The organism is Microbispora rosea (genome assembly GCF_044460045.1).
Classification (GTDB): Bacteria; Actinomycetota; Actinomycetes; order Streptosporangiales; family Streptosporangiaceae; genus Microbispora; species Microbispora rosea.
This window is the reverse complement of record NZ_JBITJO010000001.1, coordinates 915,297-930,378: the sequence shown is the minus strand read 5'-3', so window position 1 is coordinate 930,378 and position 15,082 is coordinate 915,297. Positions and strand designations below refer to the sequence as shown.

The 15,082-nt window shown below is 71.1% G+C and carries 14 protein-coding genes; 4 read left to right on the top strand and 10 right to left on the bottom strand.

Features of this window, described 5'->3' with window-relative positions:
- The first annotated feature begins 58 nt into the window (after positions 1–58).
- A complete protein-coding gene (locus ACIBK1_RS04505; protein ID WP_396732269.1) occupies positions 59–508 on the top strand; it encodes a Clp protease N-terminal domain-containing protein in 450 nt (149 codons plus the stop codon).
- Here ACIBK1_RS04505 and hisC read toward each other — a convergent pair.
- Positions 505–1,566: a histidinol-phosphate transaminase gene (gene hisC, locus ACIBK1_RS04500; RefSeq protein ID WP_396732265.1), complete on the bottom strand. Its 1,062-nt coding sequence runs from the start codon at positions 1,564–1,566 to the stop codon at positions 505–507. The two genes, ACIBK1_RS04505 and hisC, sit on opposite strands and share 4 nt — an antisense overlap.
- Positions 1,567–1,641: 75 nt before the next feature.
- Entirely contained in the window at positions 1,642–2,118 is a 477-nt protein-coding gene (locus tag ACIBK1_RS04495; protein WP_396732262.1) for a hypothetical protein, read from the bottom strand.
- A gap of 163 nt (positions 2,119–2,281) precedes the next feature.
- Here ACIBK1_RS04495 and ACIBK1_RS04490 point away from each other — a divergent pair, with 163 nt between their 5' ends.
- Positions 2,282–3,109, top strand: a complete 828-nt coding sequence (locus ACIBK1_RS04490; protein ID WP_396732259.1) for a polysaccharide deacetylase family protein — start codon at positions 2,282–2,284, stop codon at positions 3,107–3,109.
- Here ACIBK1_RS04490 and ACIBK1_RS04485 read toward each other — a convergent pair.
- The 7 genes from ACIBK1_RS04485 to ACIBK1_RS04455 form a co-directional block, all read right to left on the bottom strand.
- Positions 3,088–4,332, bottom strand: coding sequence for an acyltransferase family protein (locus ACIBK1_RS04485; protein ID WP_051761641.1), 1,245 nt, complete (start codon positions 4,330–4,332; stop codon positions 3,088–3,090). The genes ACIBK1_RS04490 and ACIBK1_RS04485 overlap by 22 nt on opposite strands.
- A 156-nt stretch (positions 4,333–4,488) precedes the next feature.
- Positions 4,489–5,145: an NUDIX hydrolase gene (locus ACIBK1_RS04480; RefSeq protein WP_030507715.1), complete on the bottom strand. Its 657-nt coding sequence runs from the start codon at positions 5,143–5,145 to the stop codon at positions 4,489–4,491.
- Positions 5,146–5,343: 198 nt separating this feature from the next.
- Positions 5,344–5,931: a hypothetical protein gene (locus tag ACIBK1_RS04475; protein ID WP_030507714.1), complete on the bottom strand. Its 588-nt coding sequence runs from the start codon at positions 5,929–5,931 to the stop codon at positions 5,344–5,346.
- Positions 5,932–6,265: 334 nt separating this feature from the next.
- Positions 6,266–8,092 carry a DUF4434 domain-containing protein gene (locus ACIBK1_RS04470; protein ID WP_396732255.1) on the bottom strand — a complete coding sequence of 609 codons (1,827 nt, stop codon included), beginning with the start codon at positions 8,090–8,092 and terminating at the stop codon, positions 6,266–6,268.
- 128 nt (positions 8,093–8,220) lie between these two features.
- Entirely contained in the window at positions 8,221–9,309 is a 1,089-nt protein-coding gene (locus ACIBK1_RS04465; RefSeq protein ID WP_030507712.1) for a glycosyltransferase, read from the bottom strand.
- A 14-nt stretch (positions 9,310–9,323) separates the two neighbouring features.
- Positions 9,324–10,586, bottom strand: a complete 1,263-nt coding sequence (locus ACIBK1_RS04460) for a nucleotide sugar dehydrogenase (protein ID WP_030507711.1) — start codon at positions 10,584–10,586, stop codon at positions 9,324–9,326.
- Positions 10,587–10,696: 110 nt separating this feature from the next.
- Complete coding sequence (locus tag ACIBK1_RS04455) at positions 10,697–12,364, bottom strand: glycosyltransferase family 4 protein (RefSeq protein ID WP_076436212.1); 1,668 nt, start codon at positions 12,362–12,364, stop codon at positions 10,697–10,699.
- Between the two features lie 98 nt (positions 12,365–12,462).
- Between ACIBK1_RS04455 and wecB the strand changes: the two genes are divergently transcribed.
- Positions 12,463–13,590: a non-hydrolyzing UDP-N-acetylglucosamine 2-epimerase gene (wecB, locus tag ACIBK1_RS04450; RefSeq protein WP_363526323.1), complete on the top strand. Its 1,128-nt coding sequence runs from the start codon at positions 12,463–12,465 to the stop codon at positions 13,588–13,590.
- A gap of 3 nt (positions 13,591–13,593) precedes the next feature.
- On the opposite strand, the gene ACIBK1_RS04445 is transcribed toward wecB, so the two are convergent.
- Complete coding sequence (locus ACIBK1_RS04445) at positions 13,594–13,995, bottom strand: carboxymuconolactone decarboxylase family protein (RefSeq protein WP_030507708.1); 402 nt, start codon at positions 13,993–13,995, stop codon at positions 13,594–13,596.
- Between the two features lie 126 nt (positions 13,996–14,121).
- Between ACIBK1_RS04445 and ACIBK1_RS04440 the strand changes: the two genes are divergently transcribed.
- Positions 14,122–15,027: a LysR family transcriptional regulator gene (locus ACIBK1_RS04440; RefSeq protein WP_051761640.1), complete on the top strand. Its 906-nt coding sequence runs from the start codon at positions 14,122–14,124 to the stop codon at positions 15,025–15,027.
- Positions 15,028–15,082 lie beyond the last annotated feature (55 nt).

Sequence of the window (15,082 nt, the reverse complement as noted above, 5' to 3'; positions counted from 1 at the left end):
CCGGATCATGACAGGACCCGGAAGGGTTAACTGACACTGCTTTGCGAGGAACCGCGGGATGTTCGAGAAGTTCACCGATCGAGCGCGACAGGTCGTCATCCTGTCCCAGAACGAGGCCCGGACGCTCGGTCACGGCTCCATAGACACCGAGCACATCCTCCTCGGCCTGCTCCGTGAGGGCGGTGGCCTGGCGGCCCAGGTTCTCACGAGCCTGGGCCTGAGCCTCGAGGATGTGCGCCTCCGGGTCAAGGAGATCGTCGGCCACGGCCAGTCCGCCCCGCCGGAGTTCCTGCCGTACACCGCGGCGGCCGGCGCGGTCCTCCAGTCGTCGAACCAGGAGTCGGTGCAGCGCGGCCACGACCGCATCGGCACCGAGCACATCCTGCTCGCGCTCCTCCGCGATCACGGGAGCGTGGCGGCTCAGATCCTGGTCGCGTGCGGACTCGACGACGACAAGGTGGCGCGGGCCACGGAGGAGCTCGTCCGGCAGTACTACCCGGCCGGCTAGGACTGCCGGAACGCCTCGGCGGCGGCGAGGAAGACGTCGTTGGCCTCGCGGTCGCCGATGGAGATCCGGGCCCCCTCCCCGTCGAACGGGCGCACGGCGACGCCGACGGCCGCGCACTTCGCGGCGAACTCCATCGTGCGCTCGCCGAGGCGCAGCCAGACGAAGTTGGCCTCGGTGGGCGGGACGGTCCAGCCCTGCGACAGCAGCGCCTCCCTGACCCGGGTGCGCTCCTTGATCACGGTCTCGACCCGCTCCTGCAGCTCGTCCTCGGCCTGCAGCGACGCGATCGCGGCCGCCTGGGCGAGGTGGTTGACCGCGAAGGGCAGCAGCGTCTTGCGGACCGCCGCGGCCACCGGCTCGTGCCCGATCAGGTAGCCGGCCCGCAGCCCCGCCAGCCCGTACGCCTTGGAGAACGTGCGCAGGACGGCGACGTTGGGGCGCTCGCGGTAGAACGTGAGGCCGTCCGGCACGTCCGCGTCCCTGACGTACTCCCGGTAGGCCTCGTCGAGGACGACGAGGACGTTCTCGGGCACGCGATCGAGGAAGCGCGTGAGCTCGTCGGCCCGGTTCACCGTGCCGGTCGGGTTGTTGGGGTTGCACACGAAGACCAGGCGCGTCTCCGGCGTGATGGCGCCGGCCATGGCGTCGAGGTCGTGCGTCTCGTCGCGCAGCGGCACCTCGACCGCGTTGGCCCCCGAGAGGCCGACCAGCAACGGATATGCCTCGAACGAGCGCCAGGCGTACATCACGTCGGCGCCGGGCTCGCCGACCGCCTCGAGGATCTGCTGGGCGACCGCGACCGATCCGGCGCCCAGCGCGATGTGGTCGTACGGCACGCCGAACCGCTCGGCGAGCGTCTCGGTCAGCCGGACCGCGCCGGGATCGGGATAGCGGTGGACCTCCGTGGCCGCCCGCGCGATCGCCTCTACCACCGACGGCAGGGGTCCGAAGGGGCTCTCGTTGGAGGACAGCTTGTAGGACCGGCCGTCCGGGGAGACCACGGCCTTGCCCGGCTTGTAGGCCGGCACGGTGTCGAGGATCGAGCGGAATCGAGGCATGCCCTAACGATAGGAGATCCGCCTGGTCGGGCGGCACCCCGCACACCCCCTGTGGATGGCCCTCCGGCCCCGGGCTTACTTGTAGTAGGCGTAGAGCGTCTTCCAGGTGCCGGCGTACTGGCAGTTGAGGGACGGCTTGGCGGCCTTGGCCTCGGAGCAGACCTTGAGCTCGACCTCGCCGACGTTCTTGACGGTGAAGGCGAAGGTCTTCTTCGCGCCGTACGAGCAGGTGCGGTAGTTGCGGTATGCCAGGTGCGGCTTGTTGGCAGCGTCGAAGTAGCTGACGCGGAACAGGGCCCAGCCACAAATGGACGACTTGTGGGTCAGGCTGATGACCTTGCCCGAGACCTTGACGTACGGCGCGGGCAGGCTCGGGTCGTTCTTGGCCGCGGCGATCAGCGAGCCGCTGACCTTGGCCTTCGACCCGCTGGCGTAGTAGGGGCCCCAGGACTTGGCGGTGGCGGCCTGGGCGGCCGTCGCGGTGGCGAGAGGAGCGAGGGCCAGAATGCCGGCTGCGAGGGTGACGCCTGCGAGGGAGCGGGTGAGGGTCATGGCTGGGGTCCTTTCCTCTTCGTTGCCGGCAGTGTGTCCCGGGGCACTTTCAAAGCCCTTGACGCGCGCTGTACCGCGCCCTTCGCCTACCGCCGTCGCCTGGTCGGGCCGGGGTCCGCCGTTCCGATGACCATCTCATCGGGTTTCACTAAGATCCAGCGGCATGTGGCGGAAAGCGAGATTCGTGATGGCCGGCGCCTGCGCGGCGGCCGGCGTGTGCGTCGTCCCCACCGCGGCCGGACCCGCGACCGCCTCAGCCGTCCAGGCGACGGCCGTGACCGCGAAGACCGTGACCGCGAAGACCGTGACCACCGAGGCGGCGGCCACAACCGCGAAGGCCGCGACCCCTGCCGCGGCGCGGAAGAAGGGCACGCCCTACTGCGCCCGATACAAGTGCATCGCCCTCACCTTCGACGACGGCCCCTGGCCCTACACCCCGGCGCTGCTCGACACGCTGAAGAAGCACAAGGCGAAGGCCACCTTCTTCCTCCTCGGCCGGAAGGTCGCCAACCGTCCCGAGCTCACCCGGCGGATCCACGAGGAGGGGCACGACATCGGCAACCACACCTGGAACCACCCCTCGCTCACCACCCTGTCGGACGGTGAGGTGTTCGAAGAGGTCTCCAGCACCTCGAACATCATCAACAAGACGATCGGCAGGATGCCGGACTACATGCGCCCGCCGAACGGCGCGACCAACTCCAGGGTCGCGAGTCTCATGTCCGATCTGGGGCTGCCGCAGATCCTGTGGACGGGGTCCACGCTCGACTGGCAGGCCCGCGACACCAAAGTGATCGCCAAGCGCACGCTGAAGCTGGCCAAGCGCAACGGCGTGATCCTGCTGCACGACATCGTCCCCGAGACGGTCAAGGCCATGCCCGGCGTGCTCACCGCGCTGGAGAAGCAGCACTACAAGTTCGTCACGCTGACGACCCTGCTGCAGGGCCGCACACTGCGCCCCGGCGAGGTCTACCCGCCCCGCGGCAGGTAGGAGGTCCCCGGCGTCGTCTTCTCCACGTACGGCGCCGGCGGGGAGACCGCCGCAGAAACCGGCGCAGAAACCGGCGCGGAAACCGGCGCGGGCATCGAGGACACGGGAGAGACGGCCGCCGTCTCCGCCGGGGGGACGCGGCCGGCGTCGGCCGCGAGCGAGCGGTCGAGGGCCGCGCGCATCCGGGGCTGCAGGGGCCGCTCGACCAGCCGGTGCACGCCGTACGCGACCACGAGCACCGCGGCGACGGCCAGCGGGAGCGTGAGGCGGCTGCCCAGCACCGGGTGGAGCCACTGGATGAGCAGGAACCCGACGTGGTGGTGGAAGAGGTAGAGCGGGTAGGTCAGGGCGCCGAGGACGGTGAGCCACCGCCAGGCGATCCGGTCGAACGCGCCGACCGCCACGAGGATCATCACCAGGAAGATCAGCGAGATCACGCCGGCCACGAGCGCCGAGCCCAGCGCCTGCCCGAATCTCCGGACCGCCGGTGGTTCCTCGCTCAGCGCCGTGTAGAGCCCCAGGCTCCAGCCCACGCCCACGAACAGCCAGGGGAACAGCGACCCGCCGAAGCGGTGGACGAGGAAGAGGGCCATCCCCGCGATGAAATACGGCGCGCCGAACGGCACGAGCACCGCCTGCAGCAGGTCGGCGTTCACCCGGTCGGCGACCGCCAGCAGCAGCACCCACGCCCCCATGAACGCCAGGCACCTGCGGTAGGTGATCCCCACGGCCGCGAGGCAGGCGATGAGGGCGTAGAAGACCAGCTCCTGCCACAGCGTCCAGTAGACGATCTCCAGGTCGCGTACGCCGAAGCCGTGCTGGAGCATCGTCACGTTGGCCAGCAGCTCGGCGAGGCTCGGCCGGTGGTCGGTGACCAGCCCGCCGAGGGCCAGACCGCCCAGGACGAGCACGCTCGCCCAGTACGCCGGGAACAGCCGGGCGATCCGCGACGCCGCGAAGTGGCCAGGCGTGCGGCCCCAGGCGCTCATCAGGATCACGAATCCGCTGATCAGGAAGAACAGGCGCACGCCGTAGACGCCGAAGACGGTCACCATGCTCAGCGCGGGGAAGGCGTTGGGCGTGCCCCAGGCGCGCGTCTCGCCGAAGTGGAAGAGGACGACGCCGAGAGCCGCGCAGAACCGCAGCAGGTCGAGCACGCGCAGCCGGGACGGTCCGGGAGGAATGGCCGGCGCATCGGTGATGCGCGGGGCCGCAGCCAGCATGGCCGGAATATATCCTGAAAGTTTCCTGTGAGTCGGGACATTCCCCAGCGATGGGTGCGTAGCGTGCGCCTCCTGCGGCACAGGCAGAAACGGGGCAGGCCGGCCCGGCCAGACCCGCCTGTCGCGTACGCCGGCCGTCCCGCCGGGCGCGGCCGGTCAGGTGCGCAGCATGGGCGGGTGCAGCAACACGGCGGGGCCCCGGCGGTAGAGCATGGCGGGACGGCCGCCGTCCCGGGTCGTGGTGCACCCGGTGGGCACGAGGAAGCCCTCCGTCTTGGTGACCTTCCGGTGAAAGTTTCGCGGGTCGAGCGGACGTCCCCAGACGATCTCGTAGACGCGGCGCAGCTCCGCCACGGTGAACTCGGGCGGGCAGAAGGCCGCGCCGAGCGAGGTGTATTCGAGCTTGCCCCTGGCCCGCTCCACACCGTCGAGCATGATCCTGCGATGGTCGAAGGCCATCTCCGTCAGCTCGGCCACCGGCTGCCAGCTCATGTGGGCCTCGGTGGACGCGGGCAGGTCGGGGGCGAGGCCCAGGTAGGCCACGCTGACGACCCGCTGGCGCGGGTCGCGGTCCGGATAGCCGTAGGTCTGAAGCTGCTCCAGGTGGACCGGCGCCCCGGGAAGGCCGGCCCGTTCCGCCAGCACGCGGGCCGCGGCGGCGGGAAGGTCCTCCTCCAGCTTGATGAACCCGCCGGAAAGCGCCCACCGGCCCTCGTACGGCGGCCGGTCGCGCCGCCAGACGAGGGCGCTGAGCTGCTGGGACCTGACGGTGAGCACGACCAGATCCACGCTGACGGGGATGCGCGGGATCATGCCCAGCACGCTACAGGACGCGGGCCTCGGCTCGGACCGTCCTGACTGCGCCGGTCCGGCCCCGCGCGAGAGCTTCACCACCACATCACATCCCCGTAACCGGGTCTCGTGTCCCCGGAACGTCGCCCGGCATCATGCGACCGGCACAGCCCGGCCGGGACAGCGCGGCCGATGCCGGGCGACGCACAGCACGGAACGTCAGCGCGACTGCCCAGGCTTGACGTAGGTCACCCGGAGGTTCAGGTAGGCCGCCACGCCGGCGTCATGGCCGCGTACGGCGAGCAGGTTGCAGCAGTCGAGGTCGGCCGCGGGCACCACGACGTCGATCGCCCCGGCGGCGCACTTGCCGCTCTTGACGCTCTGCACGAGGTGGCCGTTGAAGTAGACCTGCGCGTCGTTGTCCACCGTGCCCTGGATGCGCACCGCCTGTGCGTCGCGCGGCAGGTGCAGCCAATGGCGCACCAGGATGTCGGTGCCGACCGCCCACTGGGTCCTGACGTCGGTCTGGTTGTTCCACGAGCAGGTCCCGTTGGTGGTGCCGAAGCCCGCCTGTCCCTGCGGCCAGGAGCTGTCGTCGAATCCCCGCTCGGCGAAGCCCGGCACCTGGGTCGTGGCGGGCACCTGGCGGTAGGTCCAGCCCGTGCTGTTGTAGCCGAGCGCGGTGACGACGTTCGCACGTCCGCTCGCGGCCTGGGCGGCGGTGGCGGCCGGGGCGGCCAGGGCCATCGCGGCCACCAGCGCGCCCGCCGCGAATCCTGCGGGCAGGAGGTGACGAAGTCGGTTCATGTGCGGTCTCCTTGTCGATCGTCGGACGCCCTGATGCGGCGGGCATCTCGGAACCGGCGTGGACGGGCCGGCCGTCGCGCCGCCTCCACAGCGAGATCCACTGGCGGCGGCGCAGGCAAAGGAGATCAGCGGGCGGCGCGGGCCACACGGACACCCCGCCGCGGCATTGTCCGTTCCTTGCGCGGACATTGCCATGCCGTGCTCATGACGCGGCACCGGCGTCCGCGTACGGCGCGGCTCCGGCACGTGTTCACCGCGCGCCTTCGGCACGACCTCACCACGCGCGTGCCGCACGGCGCGGGGCAGGGCCGAGGGCCGACCGGCTCGGCGGGGGTCAGCCGGTGTTGTGGTAGTAGACCGGTTCGGCGGACTTCCTGCCGTCGGCGGAGGTGACCTCCACCCGTACCCAGACGTCGTCGGGGACCGTGGCCCAGTCCACCGGGATCCAGATCTTCTCCGTGCCCGCCGGCAGCCCCTGGATCGGGGTGGTGTCGTGCCAGCCGACCGTGGCCGAGTCGACGACCCGCGGCGTGTCCAGGCCCGGCCAGCTCAGGGTGACCTTGGCCGTGCCGAGGTGGTAGCCGCGGATCTCCATGCCGTCCTGGATCTGCCGCGCGCGCCGCTGCGCCTCGATCGGGATCGGACGGTCCCAGTCCGCCGCGATCTCCTCCGACAGCGAGGGCGAGCCGCAGGTGAAGAAGTCGCTCCACATGTAAGAAATGATCTTCGACACGTACGGCGCGGCGAGCGTCACCTGCGTGTCCAGCCTGGGCTTGTCCGTGCGCCCGCGCGTGCCCTGACGGCCGCAATTCTCCGTCGAGGTGGACGGCTCGAACGCCTCGACGTTGGCCCACAGCTCCACCTGGACGCCCTCCTGGACCAGCTCCTGGCGGGCCAGCGACATCGCGCGGTAGTAGTCGCGGGTGCTGCCGTAGTAGGCAGTGGCGTACGTGCTCTCCCCGACGACCGGTTTGAGGCTGTCGTCCACCGGCTTGTTCTTCCAGTTGGGCCAGAACAGGCCGACCTTGCCCGTGCCCCGGCCGTCCTGCGGCGCGATGATCTCCACGCCGGTGCGCGCGAGTTCCTTGAAGCCCTGGGCCACCTGGCTGGGCGTGGAGGTGTACTTCACCCGCCTTCGGCTGTCGATGTACGGGCTCACCAGGATCGGTTTGTCCGGCAGTTCCTGTTCGACGATCAGGTGCTGCTCGGCGTACACCTGGAGCGTCTGGACCTTGCTCGGGTCGGGCCAGTCCCGCAACTGCAACTCGAACGGCTGGTAGACGCCGCCCAGCGACTCGCGGCCCTTGAAGCGGTCGCCGTAGTCCTGCAGGACCCGCCGGGTCAGCGTGGTCAGCGTGCCGATGTGGCGGGGGTCGGCCCGGGTGGACTCCTCGGGGTCGCGCGGGGCGAGCGGCAGGGCGGGGAAGACCTTGATGCCGAACCGGTCGCCGAGGTCGAGCAGCTCACTGAGGCTGTCCCTCGTGCCCGCCGAGACGAGGATCAGGTGGTAGCCGCGCCCCTTGCGGGTGAAGTCGCAGGTGGGGTCGTCCGAGCCGTCCTCGGGGGCGACGAGCCGGAAGAAGACGTCGTCCCCCACCACGATCTCGTGCTCCATCTGGGGACAGCGGAAGATGCCGGGGCCGAACCGCTCGTCGGTGCGGTAGACGTACGTCCTCGTGATGCGGTTGCCCGCGTTGGCCGCCTGGAGCTCCTTCTCCGCCTGCTTCACGCACGGCAGCCCGTTCTCGACGCAGCGGGCGTACCTGGCGTCGGGCTTGGGATCCTTCCCCTCGGGAGTCGAGGCCTCCAGGACCTGGCCGTCGTCGTCGGTCTCGCGTGGCGACAGGCCGAAGCCGAGGCGCACGACGGTGTCCCCGCCGAGGCGGTGAATGGCCTCCAGCTGACGGCGCCAGGTGCAGGGGTCGGAGGTCGGGATCAGCCAGTAGCCGCTCACGGCGTACGGCGTGGTCGCCGCGGTCTCGAACGTCCCGCAGGGGTCGGTGAACACGCTGTGCGTCGGCGACCCGACCATGGGGGTCGACGGGGTGGTCTGCCCGGCGCTGGCGGTGCCGGAGCCGGTGCCTCCGTCACGAAGGACGATCACCACTGATGCGACGCCGGCGAGGATCGCCACACCCAGGATCAGAGTGAGCCAGCGCACTTTCAGGACACTACCGCCCGTCGTTCAAATGATCTTGCCGCGCCCAGCCTACCCGGATGTTCTCGCCGCCGGGCCGGCCTCGTGGGCCGCCTGCGGCAGTGTTCACCGCGCGTTCAGCTCTCGCCTGATCAGCTCTTGACGCCGGCCCATGCCTCTAACTGGGTGACGAACCGGCGTGCGGAGTTGGGCCAGTGGTGGTTCGCCCGCGCGGCGGCGTAGCCGCGTCCACCGGTGCCGATCCGCTCGAAGGGGTTGTCCCTGAGCTGGAGCGCCGCCCGCGCCACCGCCTGGGCGTCCTGCCAGGGGACGACCAGGCCGCACTGGTAGCGCTCCACGAGCTCCACGGCCCGCGGCGAGGGAGTGGTGATGACCGGGATGCCGTGCGCCATGTACTCGACGATCTTCGTGGGCATCGAGTGGCGGTAGTTGGGCTCGTCGTGCAGCAGCGAGAGGCCGGCGAGCGCACCGTCGAGCCGCTTGAGCGCCTCGTCGTTCGGCATGAAGTCGCGCCATTCCAGCAGGCCCTGGGCGACGGCCTCGTTCAGCAGGGGGCGGCTCTGCGGGTCGGCGTAGCCGATGAGCTCCACGGCCACGCGGTGCGGCTGGAGCAGCCGGGCCACCTCGACGGCCTCCTGGACGCCCCGGGCCTCCGACAGCCAGCCGAGGTAGACGACGCGGTCGTCGCCGGGCGGGCTGACCCGGTCGGGCACCCATGTCTCGTTCGGCACCACGAGGTGCTGCTGCCTGAACCGGCCCGCGTACGCGGCCTCGGCCAGCAGCAGGTGGAGCCGGCGCTCGGCGGTGGTTTCGAGGAGCCGGGCGAGGAAGCGCATCGGCGGGCGCAGGAACGCCGGCAGCCACGGCTTGAGCGACAGCGTCGCGGGGGTGTCCTCGTGGACGTCCCAGACGACCGGCGGACGACCGCGCACCCCGGCGACCGCCAGCAGCAGCTCGGGGTCGTGGATGAGGGCCAGGTCGACCTTGCCCCGCATGCTCTTGAAGAGCTTGCGGGCGGCCCGCACCGCGGCCAGGCGGCGTCGCTCGGCGGCCCTGGGCAGGTCCACACCCGTCACCCACGAACGCGGCACGACTCCCCGCGCGGTGTACGGCGCGGCGTACGTGACCTCATGACCGGCGTCGACGAGTGCCCGGATCTGCCGGTGCAGGATCCGGGCGTCCTCGGGGTGATGCACCACCGTCATGACGAGCACGTGCACGCGCGAAACCCTTCCTACAACCGCTCGACGCGTTCGCTCGTGGCCAGCACGCCGCGAGTGTCCAGGACGAGAGGGGCTCGCTCCTCCACGACGTCGAGGTCGAAGATCGAGTGCTGCTGGAGCAGGACCACCACGTCGGCGGCGGCCACGGCCTCGGCCAGGTCCTCCTCGCGGGGGATCTGTCTGCCCTCGACCGACCACTCCTTCACGTACGGGTCGCAGAAGGACAGCTCGGCGCCCAGTTCCAGGAGCGCCTCGGCCACGGGGATGGCCGGCGTCTCCCGCTCGTCGGCGATGTCCGGCTTGTACGTGACTCCGAGGAGCAGCACGCGCGAGCCGTTCACGGCCTTGCGGGCCCGGTTGAGCAGCCGCTGCACGCGGGCCACCACGTACGACGGCATCCGCTCGTTGATCTCCTGGGCCAGTTCGACGAACCGGAAGGGGTAGCCGAGCTTGCGCACCGTGTAGGACAGGTACGACGGGTCGACGGGGATGCAGTGCCCGCCGACGCCGGGGCCCGGCAGGAACTTCTGGAAGCCGAACGGCTTGGTGGAGGCGGCCTCGATGGCCTCCCACAGGTTCACGCCGAGCTCGTCGCAGAAGATCGCCATCTCGTTGACGAGGGCGATGTTGACGTGCCGGTAGGTGTTCTCCAGCAGCTTGGCCATCTCCGCCTCGCGGGTGCCGCTGACCGGCACGACCCGCTCGACGAACTGCGCGTAGAAGGCAGCGGCCCGCTCCTTGCAGGCGGAGGTGTAGCCGCCGACGACCTTGGGGGTGTTGCGCAGGCCGAACTTGGGGTTGCCCGGGTCGATCCGCTCCGGCGAGAACGCCAGGTGGAAGTCCTTGCCGGCCACCAGGCCGGACTGCTCCAGGATCGGCCGCGCCAGCTCGTCCGTGGTGCCGGGCCACGTGGTGGACTCCAGCACGACGAGCGTGCCCGCCTGAAGATGCTCTGCGACGGCCCGGGTGGCGCCCTCGACGGCCGACAGATCCGGACGGTGGTCCTCGTCCAGCGGCGTCGGAACGCAGATGACGATCGTGCTCGACCGCGACAGCACCGACGCGTCCAGCGTGGCCGTGAAGCCGGCGGTGAGCATCGCGTCGAGGTCGGCGTCGGTCAGGTCGTCGATGTAGGAGCGGCCGGCGTTCAGGGCCTCGACCTTGCGGGGGTCGACGTCCAGACCAGCCACCCGCAGGCCCGCTGCCGTGGCCTCTTTGGCCAGCGGCATGCCCACGTATCCCAGCCCGATGATCGTGAGATCGAAGGCTGTCACGACGAGGCCTTTGGGGGAACCTGGGGGCGGAAACAACACTTCATGGTGGCAAAGGCTATCTCAACTCGGAACCAAGCATGCCTGATGCAACACATCCGACTTTCTGCTGTTTATCGGTTTTCGGTCAAGGACTGGTAGATCCCTTGGTACGTGCGGGCCAGGCTGCTCCAGGTCCGGTGCGCGGCGACCTCGGCCTTGCCCGCCTCGCCCATGATCCGGCGGCGTTCCGGATCGTCGCTCAGCGCGGCGAGCGCCTTGGCCAGCGCGGCCGGATCGCCGGGCGGCACCAGCAGTCCGGCCCCCTCGCCGCCGACGAGCTCCGACAGCGCGGGCAGGTCGCTCAGCACGACCGGCTTGCCCAGCGCCATCGCCTCGACCGGCTTCAGCGGGGTGACGAGGCGGCACACACGCAGGTCCTCACGCGGGCAGACGAAGATGTCGATGGCCGCCTGGGCCTGCAACGCCTCGTCCGGGCCCACCCGGCCGGGCAGGATCGCCTCCTTCAGGCCGAGCCGGTCGACCTGTTCGAGCAGCGCGGGCCGCTCGGCGCCGTCCCCGACCAGCAGGACCTTCACCGGCGTTCCGGCGTCGCGCAGCAGCGCGGCGGCGCTCAGCAATGTGGCGAATCCCTCGTAGGCGACGATGCTCGACACCGAGCCCACGACGATCTCGTCGCGCCCGATCCCGAACCGGTCGCGGAACGCCTCGCCGTCGTAGTCGGCCGTCAGCAGGGCGTCGTCCACGGCGTTGGGCGCGAGGAAGATGCGCTCCCTGGGCACGCCGCGCTCCACGATCTCGGCCGCCATCGTCTCGGCGAGCGTCACGACCGCGTCGGCCTCGCGCATGATCTGCGCCTCGCGCTCACGCTGCAGCGTGTGCCGCTCGCTGCCGACCCTGGCCGGGTCCCGGGAGACCCAGGTCTCCTCCAGGAAGCCGCGCACCTCGTACACGAAGGGCGTGTTCGTCCGCTCGCGCACCGCGAGCGCGACGGAGCCGTTGCGGTGGTCGGTCGCCGCGTGCAGGACCTGCGGACGCAGGGTCCTGACCAGCTCGGAGACGTCCGCGGCGCCGCGGATCATCCGCCCCTGGCTCTCGAACGGCATCTCGCCCTTGGGCAGCAGCCGGTAGTAGGGGATCCCGTCGATCTCCTCGTACGGCTCGGCGTCGGTGTGCCCCTGGAGCATGGGCCAGCCCCAGCTCGTCACGACGTGGGGGTCGAGCCCCGCCGCCTTCTGGGCGGTGACGATGCGGTGGGTGCGCACGGTGTACCCCGCCTGCGTGTACGGCAGGGCGTTGGTCACCATGTGCAGCACCCGGCCGGCCACCCGCTCACCCATGATGATCTTGGGCTTGGGCGGGATCGGGTTCGGTCCGAGCGCGGCCTTCTCACCCTCGTAGTAGGCCATCCTCCGGCGGACGAACGGCCACCGGGACTGCGGCTGGAGCACCCGGACCGCGTCCGACATCCGGCCGGCCTCGAAGTGCGCCTTGGCGTCCCGCAGCGGGCCCTTGGCCGCGCGCTGCAGGATCTTGCGGGTCCTGACCTTGACGAACCGGGCCGCGGGCCAGGCGACGCGTCCGACGACCGGGCGCACCCCGGGAGGTATCGCGTCGGCGGCGGCCTGGGCGACCCGCATCGGGTCGGACTTGACCTTGCTCACGAAGATCCGGGAGACGAGGACCGGGTTCCTCGCGAACCCCCGGAGGAAGCCGCCGAGGCCGGCCTTCGCGGACGCGGCGGACACCACCTTTGCGGGCTTGTTGGCCTCGGTTTCCACGGCGCGACCGTACCATAGGCAACGTTTGTGCCAGGGAGTGCGAAAACGCGCAGCAGGGCACGGCTTGTGAGCACGACCAGAGACGAAAGGCGAGGCAGATGAGAGACAACCCCCTCGTCCTGCACGTACTGGGCGCCCGGCCGAACTTCGTCAAGGCGGCCCCGGTCGTCAGGGGGCTGGCCGAGCTCGGGGTCCGGCAGGGCATCATCCACACCGGCCAGCACTACGACGCGCTGATGTCGGACGTGTTCTTCGCCGACCTGGGGCTGCCCGAGCCGATCGCGAACCTCGGCGTCGGCAGCGGCACCCACGCCCGGCAGACGGCCGCCCTGCTCACGGGGCTGGAGGACGTCGTGCTCGAACACCGCCCGGCACTCGTGGTGGTGTACGGCGACGTGAACTCGACGCTCGCGGCGATCCTCGTCTGCGCCAAGCTGCACGTGCCGACCGCGCACGTCGAGGCGGGCCTGCGCTCCTTCGACCGGGAGATGCCGGAGGAGGTCAACCGGGTCGTCACCGACGCGCTGTCCGACCTGCTGTTCGCCACCTCGCCCGAGGCGCTGTCACACCTCGCCAACGAGGGCGTGAACCCGGCGAAGGTGCACCTCGTCGGCAACCCGATGATCGACAGCCTGTTCGCCGCGCTGCCGAAGCTCGACCCGGCGCCGGTCCAGGAGCGGCTGGGGATCGACGGCGGCTACGCGGTGGCGACGCTGCACCGCCCGGCCAATGTGGACGACCCGGAGGCCGCCCGCGAACTGGTCGACGCCGTGCTCGGGGTGGCCGAGCAGGTGCCGGTCGTCGTGCCCCTGCACCCCCGCGGCCGGCAGCGGCTGGCGGAGGCCGGGCTCGTGGACCGGCCGAATCTGAAGATCGTGGACCCGCTGGGCTACGTGGACTTCCTGTCCCTGGTGCGGGGCGCCGCCCTGGTGGTGACCGACTCCGGCGGCGTCCAGGAGGAGACGACCATGCTGGGCGTCCCCTGCCTGACCGTCCGGCCCAACACCGAGCGGCCGATCACCGTGACCCACGGCACCAACCGGCTCGTCACCCCCGCCTCGCTGCCCGCCGCGGCGTCCAAGGCGCTCGCGGACGGCGCGGCCACGCCGAGCGGCGAGCTGCCGCCGCTGTGGGACGGCGCGGCCGGGCCGCGGATCGCCCGCGTCATCGACGCCTGGCTCCGCGGCGACAACCTCTCCCCCGCCGCCAAGGGCGCCCTGCCCTAAGCGTCAGGACAGGTTCTGGACGGGGGGCAGGCCGCGCTCGGCGAAGACCTTCTTCGCCACCAGCGTGGCGTTGATCGCCCTCGGCATGCCCGCGTAGACCGCCGAGTGCAGGAGTGCCTCGGCGATCTCGGTGGCGGTGAGGCCCACGTTCAGCGCGGCGTTGAGGTGCACGTCGAGCTCGATCTCGCAGCCCCCGAGGGCCGTCAGGACGCCGAGGGTGACGAGCTGCCGGTCCCGGGGTGACAGCTCGGGGCGTGCGTACATGTCGCCGAACGCCCACGCCACCACCTGGTGGCCGAGCTCGGGCGAGACGTCGGCGAGGGACGCGACGACGCGCTGCCCGGCCTCGCCGTCGACCTCGTTCAGCACCTTGAGGCCGTATTCGTAGCGCTCTTCGCGGTTCATGGTTCTCCATCCGGTCGGTCCGGGCCGCCTGTTCGGCGTCCCGGCTGCGACCAGCCTCGCCCCTCCCGCCTCCTGTCCCGCTCGGCAGGCGTGGGAATCTGCATCTCCTATGCCTCGGAGGTATGGATGAACCTGAGACTGCTCGAGTACGTGGTGGCGATCTGCGAGGAGGGGAGCATCAGCGCGGCGGCGCGGCGCCTGCACCTGACGCAGCCGACGCTCAGCCGGCAGGTGCACGAGCTGGAACGGCGGCTGGGGACGCCGCTGTTCGAACGCGAGGGCAGGGGGATGGTCCCGACGCCGGCGGGCCGTGCGCTGGTGGCCCGGGCCACCACGGTCCTCGCCGAGGCGCGGGCCGCGCTGGACGACGTCCGGCTGGCGGCCGAGGGGCTGGCCGGACGGCTGACGGTGACGTTCGCCGGCTCGGGGATCAACGGCCCGCTGGGCGGCGCGCTCGGCCGGTTGCGCCGGGAGATGCCCCGCGTCGAGCTGCGCCTGGTGGAGAGCTTCAACGACGCCGAGATGTCCGGCGGCGTCCTCGACGGCCGCTTCGACATCGCCGTCCAGCGTCTGCCCGCCCGCGACCCGCGTCTGGTGGCGCGCTCCTGGTGGCGCGAGCCGCTCAGCCTGTTCCTGCCCGCCGCGCATCCGCTGGCGCACGAGGCCGGCGCCGCTCCCCTGACCGCGCTCGGCCAGGTGCCGCTCGTCGTGTGGCCGCGCGAGGTCTCCCCGCACTCCTACGACGAGATCATCGCCTTGTGCGACCACGCCGGCGTGACACCCCGCATCGGCGCGGAGGGCCGGAGCGTGCAGACGGTGCTGGCGCTGGTCGCGGCCGGTTTCGGCGCGGCCGTGATGTCGGACTCCCATCGCGCGCTCCGCCGCGTCGGCGTCCGCGCCCGCCCTCTGGAGGGCACCTCCACGACCCTCCACATGGTCTGGCGGGCGAAGGACGCGAATCCCCTCGTCGAGCGCTTCCGCTCGGTGCTGGCCACCCTCGCCACGAGCGATCCCGCCAGACCGGTCCATTGAAACCCCTATATCGGCACAAAGGTCCCTGCAGCCCCTTTACGATGGCTTGTCCGTA

Coding starts and splice junctions, on each gene's coding strand:
- hisC (WP_396732265.1), bottom strand. CDS start 1,566: ATGCCTCGATTCCGCTCGATCCTCGACACCGTGCCGGCCTACAAGCCG.
- ACIBK1_RS04440 (WP_051761640.1), top strand. CDS start 14,122: ATGAACCTGAGACTGCTCGAGTACGTGGTGGCGATCTGCGAGGAGGGG.
- ACIBK1_RS04485 (WP_051761641.1), bottom strand. CDS start 4,332: ATGCTGGCTGCGGCCCCGCGCATCACCGATGCGCCGGCCATTCCTCCC.
- ACIBK1_RS04505 (WP_396732269.1), top strand. CDS start 59: ATGTTCGAGAAGTTCACCGATCGAGCGCGACAGGTCGTCATCCTGTCC.
- ACIBK1_RS04495 (WP_396732262.1), bottom strand. CDS start 2,118: ATGACCCTCACCCGCTCCCTCGCAGGCGTCACCCTCGCAGCCGGCATT.
- wecB (WP_363526323.1), top strand. CDS start 12,463: ATGAGAGACAACCCCCTCGTCCTGCACGTACTGGGCGCCCGGCCGAAC.
- ACIBK1_RS04475 (WP_030507714.1), bottom strand. CDS start 5,931: ATGAACCGACTTCGTCACCTCCTGCCCGCAGGATTCGCGGCGGGCGCG.
- ACIBK1_RS04480 (WP_030507715.1), bottom strand. CDS start 5,145: ATGATCCCGCGCATCCCCGTCAGCGTGGATCTGGTCGTGCTCACCGTC.
- ACIBK1_RS04445 (WP_030507708.1), bottom strand. CDS start 13,995: ATGAACCGCGAAGAGCGCTACGAATACGGCCTCAAGGTGCTGAACGAG.
- ACIBK1_RS04490 (WP_396732259.1), top strand. CDS start 2,282: ATGTGGCGGAAAGCGAGATTCGTGATGGCCGGCGCCTGCGCGGCGGCC.